The following is an 18,470-nucleotide window of genomic DNA, read 5'->3' on the forward strand; positions in this document are numbered from 1 at the left end:
CCGACGCCTGCGCCGCCCAGCCGACGATGTTCCCCCGTCCTGGGTGACCTGTCGGTCCACGAGCAACATGCCGGCCGCGAAGTCGAACTGCTGCAGGCACACCGCGCTCGCCTCACCGATCCGCAACCCGCATCCGGCAATCAGCCACACCAGCAACCGATAGGGAGCAGGCAAATGCTCCGCAATGGTCATGGCCTCGGCCAGCGTCGGCAGCCGGACCGTCTTGCGCCAGCCCCGCTTGCTGTAGTGACGACTGGTGCTCCACCCCCGAGACGGATCATTGGCCCGATAGCCATTGGCCGGGACTGGAACGTAGTGACAAGGAACTGCATCTCCTGGAATGGCGCCACCTCACCGCCGAGGCGACCGAGGCGGCACTGGCCGCGGACGATCCCGAGTCCGCCCTCGCGCTAGTCGACTCAGGGCGGTGCGTCCAGTGGAACGCCCGCCTGCAGAGTGCCGACGAGCTGGCCCGGCTGGCCGAGGTACGTCCTGACCTCGCGGCCTCCGTGCAGCGGTTGACGGCACTGTTCGCCGCACAGGACACCGCCGACGGCCTGCTGCCCACGGTGGATCCGCCGGAGCCCGACGACACGAGCCTTCATACGCTGTGACCTCGTTTTTCCTGTTGGGTATGTGAAATGGCGCGAGAACAGAGCCGTGCGCGCGGTGAGTCGCCTTGCGCTCGTATCAGCTGCGAACGCGAGCAAGGAGACGGGCAGCGTGCGCTGTCTCCGGGTGTGGAGAACGGTCCGGTGCTTCTGGTCCCCATGGGGTCATACCGCGCGTAATGTCTGCGGATATGGACGGGGCAAGAGGTATGGCCGAGGTCGGGGAGGACGGGGGCCGCTACCCCTGGATCCGCCGTGTGCATGCGATTGGCTCGTCGCCCCAAGTTGACCGCTTTGGCTGGCTGGTAGACCTGCCGTGGGCACGAGCAGGGGACCCGCTTGCGGGGCGACGCGAGGACAAGTTGCTCGTGGTACTGGGCGAGCGTGGGTGTGGCAAGAGTGACTTGATCATTGAGGAAGTCGCGGCGCTGCAGTCCGAGGGACACGTCGCGGAGCTGGTCGACCTGAGTGCGCGGGGACGGTTCTACGAAGCGGTCAGCGCGCGGAGGGATTTGGGTACAGTCCTGGAGCGAGCTTCTGACGGCGATCCGGGGTACGTCCTGTTGGACAGCCTTGACGAGGGGCTGGACCGACTCGGGGTCCTCGATGACATTCTGGTCGGCTGTCTGGAAGAGCTCGGCCGTGAGCGGAGAAGTCGACTACGGCTGCGTATCGCCTGCCGTTCGGGCCGGTGGCCCCGCGGTCTGGAAGGTCATCTCCAGTCGCTGTGGGCGCCTGAGGCGGTATCGGTAGTAGGTGTGACGCCGCTGACCCGGTCAGATGTGGAGACGGCCGCCGTCTGCGATGGTCTCGACGGCCGTCGAGTCACTCGGCGGCTGGAGCAGAAGGGTGCGGTGGCCCTGGCCTGGTCCCCGATCACCTTGAAACCCTTGCTGGAAGCCGAGCGGGAAGGATGGGGCCTGCCTTCGACGGTGGCTGACGCCTATCGGCTTGCCTGCCGGCAGTTGAGCTCCCATGGCCACCGCGACGGAAATCCGCTGGCCCCCGATCACTTGACGGTACTCGCGAGCCGAGTGGCTGCCGCCATGCAGTTCGGCCACTATGCAGCGATCCATGACACCCCGAGTGCCATGGAGACTGACGTGGCACTGGCTGATCTTGACGGCGGTGACGAGCCGGGCGCGGCGGGGGTTTCCTACCACTGCGGGATGCAGGAACTGCTGGCGTTGGTGGATTCCGGGCTGATGGTCGAGGTCGGGCTGCGTCGCTGGGCCTTTGCCCATGACAGCTACCAGCAGTACCTGGCTGCCCAGTTCCTGGCACGGCATCAGATGCACGAGGCCGCGCAGGGGCAGTTGCTATGGATCGGTGACGGAACGTCCCGTCATGTTGTGGCACGGCACCGCGAGGTGGCCGCGTGGCGGGTGGTGGACGATACGGAACTGTTCGCTGAAGTCCTGCGGTACGACCCCGAAGTGCTGTTGCTGGCTGACCTCACGGCACTCCGCGATCAGCAGCGCGAGGCCGTGGTGGACCGGCTCCTCGACCTAGTGTCCAGCGATGACACGGTCGAACTGGACCGAGGGGCGCTGCACCGCCTGAAGCACCCAGGGCTGTCCTCTCAGCTGCGTCCTCATCTGTCTCTCCCGGCTGCACCTGCGCTGCTCTCCACAGTGCTCCGCATCGCGCGAGCCTGCCAACTGCCGGCGCTAAACGACCAGTTGCTGGCTGTAGCCGAGACGCAAGGGATCGATCCGAAACTGCGCCGTCTAGCCGTCCAAGCACTCGGCGACGAACTGGAGGCGGACCATGTTGCCCGCCTCAGGGCATTGGCCGAGCACAACGATGCGGACCTGGGCCGGCTGCCGGTCCTCGAACCAAACCCGGCGCGGCTGGCCTTGCTTAGGGCGCTGGCCTGGCGTGGTGACGCGGACCTGGCGGCGGCCGCGCTGGAGCGGTTGTGGCCGCGGCATCTGCGGCTGCCCGAATTTCTTGACCTGATCCCGGCTGCCGATGACCCCATGCAGGTCCGTTCCGCATGGCTCCTGATCCATAAGGTTCCGAACCTGCTGAGACCCGAAGACGTCGACGAAGCCGTAGCGTGGGCGACCCAGACTCTGGGGTCGCGCCACCCCCGGGCCGGCCTTACCCAGTCCGGCGAGTCTCAGTTGTCCGTGCGACTGCCGGTTCGCATCCTCGCCCAGGCGATCGCGCTCTTCGACGAAGACAACACCAACAACGACTCTGCACAACGGAACAGGCGGCTCGACCAAGTCGCCGATGCCCTGCTCACCCTGGCGGGACGTGCCGATTTCGACGACCGGCACCAGCTTGCGCAACCGGTGGGCGAGGTACTCCTGACCCGACCGGGCATCCGCCGAGAGCTGGGCCAGCGTGTCCTGGAACGCGGTGATGACCACCAGGTCACTCGGCTCCTATCCTGGTCAGGCAGCCCTGCCCTGTTCTCCACCGACGACTCGGTGTACTGGACTCTGCAGTGGCCCACACTGAGTCCTGACGCACGCCGGCACGCTGAGTTGCTGGTGACAGCGTGGCCCGATCCAGCGGATCCGGACCTGCCATCCGCCCTTGAACTGCGCGAGCGCCACCCGGACCTGAAGGCCGCCACTGCACGGTGGGACACCCGCACGGAAGAAGAAGCCCGGCAACAGCGCGAGCACGAAGAACAGCGCCACCGCCTGGCATTCAACGAAGCCCGCCTACGGCTTGCCCTCACCGCGCTCAGCACCGAAGAAGGGCCCCCCGAGCCGCTATGGCAACACATCACCACCGAGCTGTACCGCACCGCGGACGGCAGCCAAGCGCCACCGGACAGGCTCGGCGTCGTGGCTGCTGCACCGTCTTTCCCACATGAAGGCAGCGAACTGCACCGTCTGCTGCTGGACGCGGCCGTCACCGTCGCCCGCCGCTCAGTAGCCCTCAACGGCGCAGCAGCCACTCCAGCCACAGCAGACTGGAACCGGACCGCCACCGCCCTGACTGCCCTGGCCCTGCTTGATGCCTCACACCTGGCCGAGGCATTCGACCACCAGCCCCGTCGAGCGGCTTTGGCAGCCATGGCGCTGGCGGCCCATAATTGCCACGACTCCGACGACACCGCACTACAGGGCAGACTGATCACACAGTGCGCCCGGCTGGCCGGCCACGAACTGCCGCCCCTGCTCCACCAGGCGCTCGACGGTTGCAGCGAGCCGGAACTGAACAGTCTGGCAACCGCGTTCACCCACGCCACCATTCCTGATGCGGTTCAGACCTTGCGAGACTGGGCCAATGATCCGGGCCGCACCGACGGGCAGTGGGCCGGCGTCCTGACCTCACTCGCGCTTGCGGGAGACCGACCAGCCCAAGAAATCCTGTCCGCCACAGTGACCGACCCCGACCTTCAACGAGACGTCGCGCGGAGCAGCTCACGATGGACCCGCGCCGCCGGGGCGCTTATGGGACAACCACAACTACCCGAGATCTGGCCCGCCATCAGGGCAACCCTGGCTACCCCCGACGCTCTGGCTGCCCTCCTGGAGCGCCTTATCGCCACCCACCCCAAGGGAACCTGGCCGCCCGGGACCGGCCAACTGCCCGAGGCTGCCCTCGCTGACCTGTACACCATGGTTACCGAGCACATCGGCATCACCCAGCTCCTGGACTACCAGATCGAGGGTGGCTTTTATACCGACGCTCGCAGCAACCTGCACCGAGGGCTGCTGGGCTTGTTGATCTCCAAGACCAGCCCGGAAGCAGTCCGTGAACTGACCGGTCTCGCGACTCGCTATCCCGAACTTGCAAACCTGCGTCGGCACGTTAAGGCCACGGCCCGCGAGGTCGCCGAACTTCAGGCTCAACCCCTGGCGCCGGAGCATCTTCGGCGCCTGGCCGCAGACACCAACCTGCGCACCGTCACCGACGCGCGCCATCTTCAGGACATCGTGCTGGCCAGCCTCGACCGTCTTCAGACGGTGCTTCAGGGGCCCAACGGGCTTGTGGTCAACTTGTGGAACCGGAACCTCTGGACAGTGGATCACACCGACTGGTGGCCGTGTTGGGAGGAGGACTTCAGCGACATGGCCGCCGCTCTCCTGCGCCAGGACATCGGCGGATCCCGCGTCGTGATCAACCGTGAGGTCCAAGTCGACCGCTCCGGGTTTCCCGGCAGACGCACGGACATCCAGATCCAGGCCACGGCCCCGCCCACCAGCAGCAGCGACGGCACACTGACCGTAGTCATCGAATGCAAAGGATGCTGGCACCGAGACCTGTCCACCGCCCTGGCCGACCAGCTTGTCCGCGACTACCTGCGCACCCCTGGTACCGCAGGCATCTATCTTATCGGCTACTTCGACTGCGACCGCTGGAACCTCGAAATGCGCAGGAAGCGACACCGCACATCAGGTGATCACACCATCCGCGACCTGCAGCACGGACAGGATGCACGCGCCCAGGAACAGCGCGACCAGTACGGTGCCATTGTCGCGGCCAAAGTCCTCGACTGCCGTCTCCCCGGAGTCAACGACCCATGGCGTGCCGAGCCCCACAACCCTCCCGCGCGGACAACCTAGTAGCCACGTTGCGCGACGGTAATTGGTCAGCTTGGACGGAAACGGCATGAATTTCACTACCTAAAAACGGGATGTTCCCTCAGGAGGGGAACAAGCCGACGGAGCTCATGGCGAGAATGACCAGGGTTGCTGTGCCTCCGAAGGCGACACCCGCGCGTTGGATCGCGCTGCTCATATTCGCCCCACCCGAGCGGGCAAGCGCACCAGTTACCAAGGCGGCGACCAGGCTGATCAGGGCTGCCACGAGGAGTAGTAGGACGCGTACACCAACGCTGTCGCTCATCGATCATAGTCCTCAGTCATGGTCGGTTCGGGTACAAGACGGCGTGAGGTTGCCGTCGTCGTCCGCATGCTAGACCCCGCTCTGGAATAAAGTCCAGGGCGGGGGTAATGTGTAAACGAGTGGGAGATCTCAACCGGAACGGTGGGCCTCAGGATGACTGATCAGCGCGACAGGGATGTGCTTGATGTCGCGCCCACGGATGGCGTCGATGACTACACCCAGGGCCTGCGTACAGAGCGCGCTCTGGCGAGGCTGGCGGCGATCACGGACCCCATTGCTCGAGTTCGAAGCGCAGACGACCTGGCTGAGCAGGCGCGGAGCGTTCAAGGAGCCATTGGGCGGGTGCGTCGCCAAGCGATCTACGAAGCGACGTTGCGGCCAGGACATACAGGTGAATCCGTCGCCGCTGAGCTAGGCGTCAGCGCCAAAGCAGTCTCTGCGGCTGTCTCTGAGTCGCGAGCCCAAGACCGCCAACTCTTTCGGAGCGCGTTGGAGATTCTCATGCGCCCCGGGGTTTGTGAGGTGCCGGCGGATCAGCTAGCCCCGGGTCTTCGGGCACGCGATGTGCTCATGCAGGCCCGCGTTGTTCTCCGAGGCCGGAACAGCTACGACATCAGCGCCGTCAGCGACGACGAGTTCGCCGTGCTGGAGGAAGCGGAAGACCGGGCTCGGTACATCCACCGCTCCGCAGGCATGGAGCCGCCGCCCCTTGAGACATGGAGACGCCTCCTGGCAGAGAAAGGGCCAGACGAAGATCGAGTTCCTGACGCTATGCGCCGTGCGGCAGCTGTCTTCGCTGTTCTGCCGGGTATCGTGCCGCTGTACTTCGATATGCCCGATGTTCAAGATTCGCACCCCCGCTCTGGGTGGTGGCGAATCGGGTGGGGCGTTCTCCCCGCCGAGGAGGGTGCGCGCGTCTTCGATGCTGGCCCTCACCGTGATGGCTGGGCCACAACGGAGTATCTCGTCTGGTTCGTGCGCGACTTGGCTCGCGGCGGATATGGCATTTGGAATGACCTCAGCTCTCCACCACCGTTCCTCAATGAACCTGGTGAGTGCCTCTCCTTCTCAATCGAAGGAGATCTGAATGCGGAAAAGGCGATCACACCGAACGAGTTCGTGCGAGACCTGCGGCACATGTGGGCAGATCAGAACACTGGCTTCATGGAGCTTGATTGGCCCGAACTCCCGGATGCCGACGACTGAACAGTGACAACGGTCCTGCCGTCAAGATCGCAACGGCGCTCACGTCCGCGTCTCTCGGGGCCATCCAACGTTGAGGAAGCAACCTCGACCCGGCGGTAACCATCGATGGCCTCGAACCCTGCTCCGCTTTCGCAGGATCTATGTGGTTCCGCCACCCGCTCACGGCTGAGGCACTTTGCCAGGCCCCGGTCGCGGCCGTGCAGACGGCTTTCGCGACGTCCGGGTGGGCGAGGTATGAGGGGTCTCGCTTCACCTGATTGCTCGGCATCGCAATGTATTGATCGCTGCAGCAGTTGGGTCTGATGCACGATCGGGTGACATCTTCACCCAAAAATGCATCAGACCCAGTTCATGTGCAGCCAGCTCGGCGTGTCCAGATCCGGCCACTACGACTGGCGATCCCGTCCGGAATCCGCGACGGCACAACGGCGCGGGGAACTGAAACTGCTCATGAAGAAAGCCTTCGAGATGTCCGACAGCACCTACGGGCACCGGCGCATCCAGGCCCAGTTGGACCGCTGGGGTATCGGCGCCGGCGTCGAACTGGTCCGCCGTCTCATGCGTGAGCTGGGACTTGAGTCCTGCCAGCCGCGGCCGAAGAGGTCCAGCCTGACCAGGGCGGCGGCCGGCCAGGTGCCGGACCTCGTGGGCCGCGACTTCACCGCAAACGCGCCTGGTGCGACAGCAAATTGCTCCGCTGATCCGCGACCGCCAGACGGGTGCAGGCCGACGGTCGCACACATTGGAGGGCTACGCCGCTTCCACGATCGCTTCGAACTCGAGCGGCAGGCTGAGCTCTGTCTCCGAGTTGAAGACTGCGTCCATGACCGTTCGCAGTCGATCCGGTGCATCGGGCATGACGTGCGCGTACGTCTGAAGAGTGACCTTCGGATCCCGATGCCCGAGCCATTCGGCCATGTCGGTGACCGGCACTCCTCGAGCCAGTCCCGCCGAAGCGAAGAAGTGGCGCAACCAGTGCGTCGTGATCTTCCTCGTGATCCCTGCGGCTACCCGGGCGTTTCGCCATAGCCGGTCCACAAGCGAATACATGAGGATGTTGGTACGACCGACGTTGGCAAACAGGTAGTCACCTTCCATGCGGTTCAAGCCGGTCTCTATACGGAAGGTGCCATAGCGCCGGATGTGCTCCCTCACCTTCGCTTCGATCGTGCGCGGAAGCGGCACTCCACGGCCCTCGTCGTAGTCGCGCCACTTGAGGTGGCGGATCGTGTGAGCGCGCCCTCGGCCCTTGGTAATGGCCTTCTGCCGTCTGGTCTTCGGGGCCTCGTTCGCGCCGTCCTGCGTGATCTGACGATCGACGTAGAGCATGCCTGCCTCGAAGTCGAACTGCTGCAGGGTGACCGCCGTCGCCTCGCCGACCCGCAGGCCGCATCCCGCCATGAGCCAGACAAGCAGCTGATACGGGCCCGGCAGATGAGCCGCAATCGCCTCGATCTCGGCGAGCGTCGGAAGCTTGATAGTCTTCTTCGCCCGACGCTTGGCCCGCTGGCGGCTGGCCCGTACGTGATGGCACGGGTTCTTGGTGATGTAGTCGTTGGCGACAGCGAAGCTGAAGACCCCACTGAGCGTCTCGTAGCGGTTGATGGCCGTGGACTCTTCGTAGCCCCGTTCCTTGACCATCCACCGGAGCCAGTCGTCCAGGTCCTTGGGCTTGATTGCCCCGATGGGCTGCCTCTGGAAGTACGGCTCGATGTGTAGTCGAAGGCTAGTTTCATACTGGTATCGGGTTCCACCGACCCTGCCGCCCGAGTTGATGAACTCGCGGTACACGTTCACCAGAGGGGTCAAGAATCCCGATGGCGCTATGTAAGTTCCAAGGTCCTTCTCACGTTCAACCTTGGCAACGAACTGGTCAGCCGGACCCTTCTTCTCGAAGGTCTTCTCCCGCTGACGTCCCGACCGGCCACCAGGCTCCCGGTACCGAACAGTCCAGGGATGGCCGCACCGAGCAGCAACACACGGAAAGTAGCGATTCTTCTTGTCCTCCTTGCATTTCTGGAAGACCCTAGCCAAAAATCTCCTTCCTCAGTTGGGACTACTCAGTTGAGGTCACCCGTAATTTGAATTCAGGTAAGCAATGACATCACGCTCTCTAAATCGGAGCAGACGGCCTACCTTCTGCGGCTTCAGTCCCCAAGCCCTGTACTTGTTCTTGATCGTCAGCTCGCTCACCTGGAACCACTCGGCAACCTCCGCAGGAGTCAACAATCGGTAGCTCCCTCCCTGGGCCAACTCAGAGCCCCTTACCCATGCGGCGATACGGCAGCCGCACATGACCCACAAGCCGCACTTCCGCCAGAAGGACTCTCTGCCTCGATGTCTCCATTGCCTCGTTCCATTTCAGTGAGCTGCCGGAGCGCTCACCATCAAGCGCCCCTCGACAACCCCTAAGAGTGCTGGCGATCCCCGGTTTTGCAAACCGGGGATCGCCAGCTATATTGCACCCCTCCCGCATGGTCGTATCGAGGTGTTGTAGGTTGACATGGCGCCGAACAAGGATCCAGTCTGATTGGCCAACTTCTCTTCTGCTGTGGGCGATAGCGCGCTGCCCGCCCACAGCCAGGGGCATTTTTCCCGGGCCTTTCATCGCGGAGTCTGCGATGGATGCAACTTTGCGGGGGGCGCGCCAGCAGGCAGCTTCCTCGCCAGTGAGGTGGACGGCCTCAGGTGCTACGTGGCCAGACACTTCATGGGTCCGCAGCGGCAGGCGAACCGGCATGAGTCGCGGCAAGAAGATGGCAGATGCTCAGCCAGCCGTCGGGCCAGTCATGGGAGCTGATGCGGAACTCCAGGACCGCAGCGATCTTGTCATGCATCGGGAACGCATCGTGGCTCACGCCTCCCGAGTGGGCAGCATCGCGCCCACTCGGAGCCCGCTTACATGCGACATGTCCCTCTGCGCCGGGTACATCAAGACCAATGGGTGGTTCATCAGGAAGCACTCACCGCTGACGCGGTTGGGGCGATAGGACCATGGCGTAACACAATCGCCCTGGCAGAACTCGCCAGGGCGACTCAAGTGCATGGACTAATTGTTCGTGGGCTGTTGCACTTCTCCTGTCACGCCCTCCGACTCTCACCGAGCGCGACATTCAGCAATACCTCGACGAGACGCATAGCCGCGTCGGGCTTGCCCAGAGTGCGGGCCGCTTGCGCCATCTCGTCGCGCCGTCCCCCAGAGGAAAGCACCGGCTCCAGCGCTAGACGCAGTTGCTCGGCATTCGCCCGTTCTCGCACCAGTGCCACAGCGGCTCCGGCATCTTGGAGGTGCAGCGCGTTGTGCTCCTGCTCGTCGCCGGCCGACGGCACGAGCGGTACCAGGACGGACGGCTTGCCCAGGGCTGTCAGCTCCGAGATCGTGCCCGCCCCGCTGCGTGCGACTACTACGGACGCAAGGGCGAGGACGTCGGGCAGTTCGGGGCCCACGAACCCGTCGACCCAGTACCGACCGCTCAACTCGGCGGGAAGGCTGTCGGCGAACTGTCGTGACTTCTCAACCAAGTTCGGCCCGCACTGGTGCACCACGTTGGCCACCGACAACAGCCACGGAAGGTTCTCGCGCACCATGCCGTTGATCTGCTCGCTGCCCTGCGCACCGCCGGTCACGTACACCGTGGGCAGGCCCTCGGTGTATCCGGCCATGCCGAGGGCGGAGACGGCCTTGCTCTCATCCCCCGTGAACACGGCCGGACGTACGGGGTTGCCGGTGACCACGGCTGAGGCGGCCACCTGGTTCGGCAGCAGTTTCAGCGTGGATTCGGAGGAGACTGCGACGGCTGTCGCGGACCGGGCCAGGATGCGGTTCGCCAGTCCCAGGCGCACGGTCTGCTCGTGCACGACGAGCTTGGTCTTCGTCGCGCGGGCCGCCAGCCCTACCGGCACGGCGACGTAGCCGCCGGTGGAAAGGATCACGTCGGCCTTGTAGTCGGCGGCGATGGCCCGGGCCTCGACGACGCCCTTGGGCACGCGTCCCAGGTCCCGCATGTTCTGAGCGTTGAGCATTTTCAGTGGGTTGCTGGAGCGCCGCAGTTTGCCGGTGGGCACCGTCTTGAAGGCGATGCCCTCGGCAGGGGCGACGCGGGCTTCCAAGCCTTCGGCGGTGCCGACCCACAGCACGTCGAGCGTGGCGCCGTGCTGGGCCAGCACGGTTTCCATGGTGCGGACCGCGGTGAGGGCGGGGTACGTGTGCCCGCCTGTTCCGCCTCCGGTCACCATCAGCCTGAACGGCCGGCGGAAGGATGCGAAGCGGGAGGCGAGGTCGACGACGGTCACGGCGTGACGGCTTCCGATCGTGAGGGCTCCGGGCCCACGCCGGAGCCGGCAGGCGTGCGAACCTCCCGGACGATATCAGCGAGCCTCACCTTCGTGAGGAGCCATCCGAGCCCGGCCACCGTGTCTCCCATTTGGTTGACGTACGTCTTCAGCGTCCTGCGCTGCCTGCCGGAGAGCACGAACTCCCGCTCGCCCGGCTCGTCGAGTTTGTACCGGCGCACGTCGGCGACGTTCACGCCCGCGCGGTCGTCGCGCAACAGCCTCTCGATGTCGAACACGGCGACCTGCGTCAGCTTCTCGGGCGGGTCCGAGACGAAGACTTCCGACAGCTTGAGCCGGTGAAAGGTGGCGCCTTCGCGCACCACCCGTGCCACGAGGCTGCTCGCGCCGGTCGTCGCTCCGGCCGCGCGCAGCACGTCGAGCGCGGCCCGCACGCCAAGGTCGGCCAGGTCGTCCAGTGCCTCGGAGATCATCCGTATGCGGTACGTGTACAGGAGGTTGTTGCCCAGCTCCCCGCTGATGTACCGGTCCACGTTCGCCGTGGCGTACGACATCAGCTCCTCGCGCGAGTCGAAGAGCTGGCTGTCGGTCTCCTCCAGGAACCCTTCGAGCACGCGCGCCAGGTCTGGGCCGTGCTCCAGCTTCAGGCATCGTTGGAGCCAGGTCATCGGGGACACGTGGTGTGCCCGCAGCATCGCCACGATCGTGCCGAAGACGCCGCCGTTGTACAGCGCGGACACCAGCAGGTCCATGACCCGGCACTCGCGGTACTCCTCGTACGACAGGTCCGGCAGGGAGACGCACACCTCGTCCAGCTCGGCGGCGCGAATCTCCTCGCCCAGCAGCTTGTAGCGGCCGAAGCAGCGTGGGATGACCCGCCACTTCGTGTTCAGACCCCACCGCTCCCGGTACGCACGGTCGTACATCTCGGAGCTGGGCAGCAGCGTGAGCTGGAACAGGTTGAGCCGGTCAAACCGGGCGTCCACCAACCCGCGCAGGCTGTCGAGGTGCTTGGCCTTGGAGTCGTCGGGCAGCGCGAGGATCACTTCGCTGTACGACTGTGCCCCGGCCTCCGCCGACTTCAGGGCGATCTCCATCATCTTGTCGGCGCTGATGTTCTTGCGGGCCACGGCTGCAAGCACGTTCGCGTCGAGGCTCTGAACGGAACCGGACAGGCTGATGGTGCCGGGCACCTGTGCCACGGCTTCCAGCACACGGTCGCGCTGGTTCTTGCCGGTCGTGACGTTGACGACGCGCGGCCAGCCGTAGAGCTGCTGGCACTCGGACAGGACCTGACAGGTGTGCTTGTCCTCGGGGAACATCCCGAAGTTGCTGTCGGTGATCAGCAGTTCATTGCGAGCCAGGCCGGCGGCGACGAGCGGTTTCATCTTCGCGCCGATGTAGTGGAGCTCGGCCGCCACCTCCTCGCGCGGGCGTTTGGCGACGCGGGAGAAGTACGACTGGCCCTCGGTGCAGAACGTGCACGAGAAGGGGCAGCCTCGGGTGGTCGTGATCGTCGGCACGCCTCCGCGCGCGAAGAACTCGTCCAGCAGTCCGGCGCAGTAGGGCGAAGGTACGTCGCGCAGGTCGCTGATGCGCTGGCGGGTACTCGGGGTGAAGACGTCGCGCCGGTCGGCCGTCATGGAGTGCACGCCGGGAATCGTGTCCCGAACCGTCTGGGGCGGCTTCCCGTTGAGATGCAGCAGGAGGTCGGCGAACGCGATCTCGCCCTCGCCGTCGACGTAGAAGTCCGTGGCCCCCGCGAGCCGCTGGTGCCAGAAAGCCACCTGGTCGGCACGCGGCAGCGGATAGTGCGGGCCGCCCATGACGACGACCGTCCGCGGGAACCGCCTCTTGATCAGGCGGGCGAACGCGATCGACAGGTACGCGTTCCAGATGTAGTGCGAGAACCCGATGACGTCGGGTGGTCCCTCGGTTTCGAGTGCGGTTGCCAAGTCCTCGGGGAACTTGAAGATCCGCGGTGCGTGCTCGAACTCCATGACGGTGGCGGCGTGCGTGGCGAGGCCGGCGACGGCCTGCGGCATCGTCTCGGCGGACACGGCCTGCTGTGTGTACGTCAGGTCGCACAGCGACACCTTCAGGCGCAGCACCGGCCGCATCTCGGCCGGGCGGGATGCCGCCGCCGGTACGGGCAGCGGCATCCCCAAGTCGACGGCCGTCATCAGGCGGTGGTCTTCGTGGCGCGGAGGAACATCTGCCACAGCAGGCGGCGGCGCCCCTCGGGCACCGTCTCCTGGTTGTCGCCCAGCTTCTCGCGGCCGTGCACGCAGTAGTGCTGGTTGACGACGATCAGGTCGCCGAAGCCGAGTGGGAACCGCTGCTGCTCGGCGATCAACTCCCGCTCCAGGGCGCGCACGGCGCTGGTGTGCGGGTCCGTGGGATCCATCTCCGGCAGCATCTTCGCGGTGAACCGGACGAAGCCCTCGGCTGGCGGGAGGTTGTCGAGGACGGGGAAGGCTGCGTACTCGTCGCCGACGCCGGTGAGATCGTAGAAGGCGCCGTCGCGGTAGACCGGCTCGGCCAGCAGGGCGCGTTCGTCGCCGCTGAGCCGCTCCACGGCTCGGCGGAGCTGGGAGACGATGCTGAGGCCCTCGCCGCGCGGGTCGGGCCGGACGCACAGGAGCGCGCTGTAGTCCGGCGGCAGGGTCGCGTTCACCAGGTCGATGTGCAGCGGGTTGTAGCCCGAGCCCGTGGCACGCATCGGGGCAATGGCCAGATTCGTGCCGAGGGGCTTCCACAGCGGCCATTGGTCGAAGGCCCGCAGCGGCGTGCCCAGCCAGGACAGGATGACGGTCGCGGCCTTCTGCCCGTCATCGAGTCCGTAGTGATCGAGGAGGGCTCCCACCTGCAGAACGGCAAACCCATCGCCGTCCGGGTCGTCGAGGAGGTCGCGGCAGCGCCGGACCATCACCTGCGCCTCGGGCGACTCGGCGCGGACGCCGTCGTACGCCTCGGCCGCGTCCGCGCACAAGTGGCCTCGTTCGAGCTCGGGTGCGGGCAGGTCGATGACCCGCTTGCCGAGGAGCTCGACGAGCGTTTCAGGAAGCGGGATGCGGAATCCCGTCAATGCCGTGGCCATACGGGCTGTCTCCAATGTCTTCGAGGCTCTGCCGAGCGGATGGGGCCCTGCGCGGTAGGTGCCGTGCACCACGAGTGGGAGGCGGACGGTGCCGCTTCCCTGTTGGCGCTGGGATGTTGGGCCGCCCCGGGCGTACGCTCGTCACAGCTACGGGCGCGGGGGGCGGAGTCTTCGCGTGCTGGGTGGGCCTAGCCGTCGCCGGATACGGCGAGAGCCGTGGTGTGGGTTTGCGTGGGCTGATTGCTGCCTGATGTCCGCAGCGGTCCTCGGCGGCCTCTGGCTTCTGGCCTGCGGTCAGCCTCTTCGTCCAGGTCGACGACGGTGACCTGGCGCAGTTCGCGCACGAGCTGCGAAGCGAGGAACCACGGCGTAAACCGTCTCTCTTTGTACGGCAGCGGAGTGCGCGCGGACTCGCCGTCGAGTTCAATGGACTCAGGTCGCCCATCGGGACCGGTGCGATAGAGGGTCCCGATTACTCCATGCAGGCGTGGGACCTTAGCCCGAAGGGCGACGGCTCCGTCCCGTACGAGGTGTCCGCACTGCTCGACCGCGGCCTGGGCATGCTCCAGGCACAGGGGCGGCTGAGCCGTGAGGTGCCCCTCCCAGCCGTGCGCCGGCATCTCGGTGCGATATGTGGCCAGGAACAGGTAACCGAGCGCGGTCCGACTGGATTGCTGCACGCACACCTGACACCGCAGCGCCTCCATGCACTCCCGCTGGCGCGACGGATGCACATCCCTCCACCGCGGTCTTCCGACGACCTCGTTGCCATACCGGGACTGGGAGCAGCGTGCCCAGAGCACACCTCGCTCGTCTCGATCGCCCAGCCCTTCGTCCAGGTAGAACAGACCCTTGCCGTTGGGGCGCAGGCTCAGGTTCGACAGCGTGTCGCCTTGTTCGCCGTGGCGGGCGGTGATGTAGGGGACGAGAGGACTGGCTGTGTCAGGCCTGCTGATCATCCGGGTGCCTCTCTCGACGTAGCGCGTGTCATGAGGCGGCATCTCCCATCAGGTCGAGAATCACGAGGATGGCCAGGGCGAACCGTCGGAGGTGGCCCAGTGCGTCGTCGGGGCGGGGGTGCTCGGCGCTCAGGTAGATCAGGTGCCGCATCTCGTCTTCCGGGTATGGCAGCACGAGGCGCGGAACGACCTCCACGAAGTTGGTGGCCGCCGTTCGGAACCACTCCGCGATGACCGTGACCTCAACCGGGGCGAGGTCCGCGTACTCCCCGAGTACGGCCTCCAGGTCGTCGTACAGGTGCTCGTAGACCGCCTCCTCGGCCAGCGAGCGGCGCAGGGAGTACAGGAGCGTGACCAACGTCCCCTGGTCGTCAGAGGTTTGCCGACTCAGTAGCTGCGCGGCGACGTCGTCCGTCACTGCGGCCATCACGATCCCCCTTCAGGGATCGCGAGGGAGCACCACGTCATCCTGCCGTCGGGGCTGACTCCCCATTCCTTCGCGAGCGCGGCGATGAGCAACAGCCCGCGGCCGTTCTCGGCGGCTTCTCCCGCATTGCGCAGCCTGGCCGGAGCCGGGTTTCCGTCGGTGACCTCGATGCGCAGTTCGCCGTCGGAGCTGATCACCCTGAACCCGACCGGATTCCCTCGGCCGTGTCGTACGGCGTTGGTCACCAGTTCCGAAACAACAAGCGTCGCCGCCTCGCACACCACAGTGAGACCCCAGAGGCGGAGGTGGGCCGATGTGATCCGTCGCATCTGCCCGACGCGAAAGTCAGTTGGGAGGAAGTCCACCTCGAAGCCATACCGGTCGGGCTGATCTGAAGGTGATCCAGCCGAGCCGTCGGCCGTGTCGGCTTCCCCTGCCCCGGTGGGCACCGTCATGGTTGGTTCCGTCGTCATCCCGCCTCCGAGAGCATGGGCGGAACGACCGTCTCCAGGACAGCCTCGAACCCTCGCGGCATGGCGAAGCGGGGATGCCCAAGGGCACGCCAGCAGAGACGAGATCCGGTAAAGGCGCGGCGCCCGTGCAACCAGCGTTCGTTGTCGATCAGATAGCCCTGACCGGGCGCCAAGGGCAGAGGGATCTGGTGACGTACGGCTGCAGCCCTCAGTTGAGGGACATAGGGCTGAACGATCGGGCTCCAGCGCGCGAGCCCGTCAAGCCGCAGACGAACCGAAACGCGCTGATCAGCATGGACGGTGAACACCTGTGTGGCGTGGCCGTCTCCGGCTCCGAAGAACGCTGTGCGGGGCTGTGCCAGTGCCGGACCGGCTTCCCGCTCACTGGTGAAGAGGCCGGTGTGGACGGCCTGCCCATCGGTGAGCAGGGACTCCCCGCCTGCCACCGCGGCCTGTCCGCACACGAGAAGCATCAGCCGGGGCGGATCGGGCGTGCCGGACCGTTCGGTGTGCGGGTCGAGATCACCGTTGCCGAATCCTGCGAAGCCCGCCCGATGCGTGTGTCGACGGGTGTCGCGGATGGTCGTCAAGCCGTCCGATTCGCTGTCACGATGCGGTACGACGTTCATGATCCGGTTGGCGACGGCGAGCACGGCGTTGCGCGAGGTGAGGCCATCGAGCGTGACCAGTCCGACGTCCCGCAGCTGTGCCGCGAGCATCGTCTCTGCCCCCGGTGCCGCGAGGTCGATGCGGTGGTACGCGAAAGCGTCGGTGTACGGCTGAGGCGCTCGGCGCATCACGGATCTCCTTCGCTGCGGTGGGGTGCTCCCACTGTTCGGAGCGACTGGGCCTGCGGTAAAGCGACAGACTGTCGACTCGGGCAATTCGCCCGTTAGGGACGGTTGCTGTGGGGGTCGTGGTACGTTCCGAGCACCCCCGGCCATGCCCGCAATCCGAGGAGAGCGATGGCGTACAAGCCCCCCACCTGGCCCGTCTCTGTCAAGGGCGTGGCAGTGGACAGCCGTCGACGCGTACTGCTCCTGAAGAACGAACGCGAGGAGTGGGAACTGCCCGGCGGTCGCCTCGAAGCAGACGACCCCACACCGGAGTTGACGGTGGAAAGGGAGATCGAGGAGGAAACCGGCTGGGAGGTGGAAGCAGGCCCGCTTCTGGACGTGTGGATCTACCAGCCCTTGCCCGAGACTCTGCCGGACCGGCGGGTAGTGATCGTCACCTACGGCTGCACCGTGCTCACCCCGGACAGGGAGCCCGTAGTGAGCAACGAGCACAAGGAGATCGGTCTGTTCACCGCGGAGGCGGTGCCCGGCCTGAACATGCCGGACGGGTACAAGCAGTCCATCGCCGCCTGGTACGAGCGGATGTAACCGGCCGTGGCCAGCGGGCAGATGGCGCGCCGGGCGCAGCACGTCCTGTGGCACTGGGCCACGCCCCAGGCGGAGGCGATCCTCGCCACGCGCGACCTCGGCGCCATCCTGCGCTTCCACCGCACCGTGCACAGCATGAACCAGACCGAACTCGGCCGACTGCTCGGCTACGACAAGACGTACGTCTCTCATCTCGAACTCGGCAAGCGCAGCCTGGACGACATCGGCTCCCGCCGACACGTCGCCGAATGCCTCCGGCTTCCCCCGCACGTCCTCGGCGTCACCGACCCCGCCGACACCGACCACCGCGCCATGCTGCAGTTCGGCGAGTCCACCGTCCGCCTGGCCGAGATCGCGCGGCAGTCCGGCCATGCCTCTGAAGCCGTCGCCGAACTGTGGCCACTGGTGGCCCGGTTGGAGGCCCGAGTGGAGGACGGACACACGGAACGGGACGTCCTGCACCTCCTCGCCCGCGCCCGCGTCGGCCTCGGTGTCGCCCTGGGCAACGTCCTGCCGGAAGAGCGGCTGAGCACCGCTGCCCGCTGGACCTCGAAGGGCATCGACGTCGCCCGCTACTTCGACGACCCCGCCTTCACCTCGTACGTCCTGCGTATGCATGGCAACGAGCTGCGCAAAGCCCGTATCCACGGCGCCGCCGTCGAGCGATTGCGGCACGCTGTCGCCCTCGCGCCAAGTCAGGAGGCAAGGGCCGCCGCACTCCCCCTCCTCGCTCGTGCCGCCGGCGCGCTCCGCAATCGGCCCTTGTTCGACGAAGTGATGCAGGAGACCGACCGACTCCTCAACCAGACAGAGCACACATCGCTGTTCAACCCGTATGCACTGCACGAGATTCGGTTGCGCGGGTTGATCTCCACCGGCCGGATCGACGTCGCCATACAACTGGTCGAGCAGGGCAGCCCTACGCCAACGACCACCGTCGCACCGCAGTGGCGCGTGATCGAACTCATCACCGTCGCCCAAGTACGGTTGGCCGCCGACGACTGCTGCGGCGCCGCGCAGTCCCTGCACACCGCCGTCGACGAAGCTGTCCGCCAGCGCCTTCCTCACCAATTGCAGCGCATCGTGCGCGCGACCCACCATCGGCTGCCGGAGATCAGGGAAGTCGCAGACCATGCCCTGGACCGGATTCGGCAAGAGATGGCCGCGTAACTTGATCTCATCCCAGAGCAGCATCGGC

Annotated in this window: 14 protein-coding genes and 1 pseudogene; 4 read left to right on the forward strand and 11 right to left on the reverse strand. The window is 66.0% G+C overall.

Translation table 11 applies throughout. The features are described from left to right. A pseudogene (locus HLK59_RS50520) lies at positions 1 to 192 on the reverse strand (site-specific integrase); the annotation flags it as partial. Positions 193 to 419: 227 nt separating this feature from the next. Then, a complete protein-coding gene (locus HLK59_RS30480) occupies positions 420 to 605 on the reverse strand; it encodes a hypothetical protein (RefSeq protein ID WP_171144773.1) in 186 nt (61 codons plus the stop codon). Between the two features lie 215 nt (positions 606 to 820). Here HLK59_RS30480 and HLK59_RS30485 point away from each other — a divergent pair, with 215 nt between their 5' ends. Then, positions 821 to 5,146 carry a hypothetical protein gene (locus tag HLK59_RS30485; RefSeq protein ID WP_171144774.1) on the forward strand — a complete coding sequence of 1,442 codons (4,326 nt, stop codon included), beginning with the start codon at positions 821 to 823 and terminating at the stop codon, positions 5,144 to 5,146. A 436-nt stretch (positions 5,147 to 5,582) separates the two neighbouring features. After that, positions 5,583 to 6,635 carry a hypothetical protein gene (locus HLK59_RS30490; protein WP_171144775.1) on the forward strand — a complete coding sequence of 351 codons (1,053 nt, stop codon included), beginning with the start codon at positions 5,583 to 5,585 and terminating at the stop codon, positions 6,633 to 6,635. A gap of 750 nt (positions 6,636 to 7,385) precedes the next feature. Here the strand turns inward: HLK59_RS30490 and HLK59_RS30495 are convergent. The 9 genes from HLK59_RS30495 to HLK59_RS30535 all read right to left on the reverse strand — a co-directional run bounded on the left by HLK59_RS30495 (position 7,386) and on the right by HLK59_RS30535 (position 16,684). Then, on the reverse strand, positions 7,386 to 8,432 hold the full coding sequence (locus HLK59_RS30495) for a tyrosine-type recombinase/integrase (RefSeq protein WP_346779848.1): 1,047 nt from the start codon (positions 8,430 to 8,432) through the stop codon (positions 7,386 to 7,388). Positions 8,433 to 8,705: 273 nt separating this feature from the next. Further along, the gene (locus HLK59_RS30500; protein ID WP_171144795.1) at positions 8,706 to 8,930 is read right to left on the reverse strand and encodes a helix-turn-helix domain-containing protein; all 225 of its coding nucleotides are present in this window, start codon (positions 8,928 to 8,930) and stop codon (positions 8,706 to 8,708) included. 786 nt (positions 8,931 to 9,716) lie between these two features. Then, a complete protein-coding gene (locus tag HLK59_RS30505; protein ID WP_171144796.1) occupies positions 9,717 to 10,871 on the reverse strand; it encodes a UDP-N-acetylglucosamine--N-acetylmuramyl-(pentapeptide) pyrophosphoryl-undecaprenol N-acetylglucosamine transferase in 1,155 nt (384 codons plus the stop codon). A 53-nt stretch (positions 10,872 to 10,924) separates the two neighbouring features. Then, positions 10,925 to 13,111: a radical SAM protein gene (locus HLK59_RS30510; protein ID WP_171144777.1), complete on the reverse strand. Its 2,187-nt coding sequence runs from the start codon at positions 13,109 to 13,111 to the stop codon at positions 10,925 to 10,927. Then, positions 13,111 to 14,028 carry a TauD/TfdA family dioxygenase gene (locus HLK59_RS30515; RefSeq protein ID WP_171144778.1) on the reverse strand — a complete coding sequence of 306 codons (918 nt, stop codon included), beginning with the start codon at positions 14,026 to 14,028 and terminating at the stop codon, positions 13,111 to 13,113. Before HLK59_RS30515 ends, HLK59_RS30510 begins: the two co-directional genes overlap by 1 nt. Positions 14,029 to 14,216: 188 nt before the next feature. Beyond that, on the reverse strand, positions 14,217 to 14,987 hold the full coding sequence (locus tag HLK59_RS50525) for a hypothetical protein (protein WP_206327766.1): 771 nt from the start codon (positions 14,985 to 14,987) through the stop codon (positions 14,217 to 14,219). A 28-nt stretch (positions 14,988 to 15,015) separates the two neighbouring features. Beyond that, entirely contained in the window at positions 15,016 to 15,414 is a 399-nt protein-coding gene (locus HLK59_RS30525; protein WP_206327767.1) for a hypothetical protein, read from the reverse strand. Further along, entirely contained in the window at positions 15,414 to 15,869 is a 456-nt protein-coding gene (locus HLK59_RS30530; RefSeq protein ID WP_171144779.1) for an ATP-binding protein, read from the reverse strand. Before HLK59_RS30530 ends, HLK59_RS30525 begins: the two co-directional genes overlap by 1 nt. A 14-nt stretch (positions 15,870 to 15,883) precedes the next feature. Further along, the gene (locus tag HLK59_RS30535; RefSeq protein ID WP_171144780.1) at positions 15,884 to 16,684 is read right to left on the reverse strand and encodes a TauD/TfdA family dioxygenase; all 801 of its coding nucleotides are present in this window, start codon (positions 16,682 to 16,684) and stop codon (positions 15,884 to 15,886) included. Between the two features lie 168 nt (positions 16,685 to 16,852). Here HLK59_RS30535 and HLK59_RS30540 point away from each other — a divergent pair, with 168 nt between their 5' ends. Both HLK59_RS30540 and HLK59_RS50530 read left to right on the forward strand, forming a co-directional pair. Next, entirely contained in the window at positions 16,853 to 17,272 is a 420-nt protein-coding gene (locus HLK59_RS30540) for an NUDIX hydrolase (RefSeq protein WP_171144781.1), read from the forward strand. Between the two features lie 6 nt (positions 17,273 to 17,278). Further along, positions 17,279 to 18,442, forward strand: coding sequence for a helix-turn-helix transcriptional regulator (locus HLK59_RS50530; protein WP_206327768.1), 1,164 nt, complete (start codon positions 17,279 to 17,281; stop codon positions 18,440 to 18,442). The last annotated feature ends 28 nt before the right edge of the window (positions 18,443 to 18,470 follow it).

The organism is Streptomyces sp. S3(2020), from assembly GCF_013044505.1.
Lineage (GTDB): Bacteria > Actinomycetota > Actinomycetes > Streptomycetales > Streptomycetaceae > Streptomyces.

What these genes read in the sequence shown, in the direction of transcription:
- HLK59_RS30490 (WP_171144775.1), top strand. Translation starts at nt 5,583, where the DNA reads ATGACTGATCAGCGCGACAGGGATGTGCTTGATGTCGCGCCCACGGAT.
- HLK59_RS30510 (WP_171144777.1), bottom strand. Translation starts at nt 13,111, where the DNA reads ATGACGGCCGTCGACTTGGGGATGCCGCTGCCCGTACCGGCGGCGGCA.
- HLK59_RS30525 (WP_206327767.1), bottom strand. Translation starts at nt 15,414, where the DNA reads ATGGCCGCAGTGACGGACGACGTCGCCGCGCAGCTACTGAGTCGGCAA.
- HLK59_RS30530 (WP_171144779.1), bottom strand. Translation starts at nt 15,869, where the DNA reads ATGACGGTGCCCACCGGGGCAGGGGAAGCCGACACGGCCGACGGCTCG.
- HLK59_RS30480 (WP_171144773.1), bottom strand. Translation starts at nt 605, where the DNA reads ATGAAGGCTCGTGTCGTCGGGCTCCGGCGGATCCACCGTGGGCAGCAG.
- HLK59_RS30505 (WP_171144796.1), bottom strand. Translation starts at nt 10,871, where the DNA reads ATGGTGACCGGAGGCGGAACAGGCGGGCACACGTACCCCGCCCTCACC.
- HLK59_RS50525 (WP_206327766.1), bottom strand. Translation starts at nt 14,987, where the DNA reads ATGATCAGCAGGCCTGACACAGCCAGTCCTCTCGTCCCCTACATCACC.
- HLK59_RS30535 (WP_171144780.1), bottom strand. Translation starts at nt 16,684, where the DNA reads ATGCGCCGAGCGCCTCAGCCGTACACCGACGCTTTCGCGTACCACCGC.
- HLK59_RS30540 (WP_171144781.1), top strand. Translation starts at nt 16,853, where the DNA reads ATGGCGTACAAGCCCCCCACCTGGCCCGTCTCTGTCAAGGGCGTGGCA.
- HLK59_RS30515 (WP_171144778.1), bottom strand. Translation starts at nt 14,028, where the DNA reads ATGGCCACGGCATTGACGGGATTCCGCATCCCGCTTCCTGAAACGCTC.
- HLK59_RS30500 (WP_171144795.1), bottom strand. Translation starts at nt 8,930, where the DNA reads ATGTGCGGCTGCCGTATCGCCGCATGGGTAAGGGGCTCTGAGTTGGCC.
- HLK59_RS30485 (WP_171144774.1), top strand. Translation starts at nt 821, where the DNA reads ATGGCCGAGGTCGGGGAGGACGGGGGCCGCTACCCCTGGATCCGCCGT.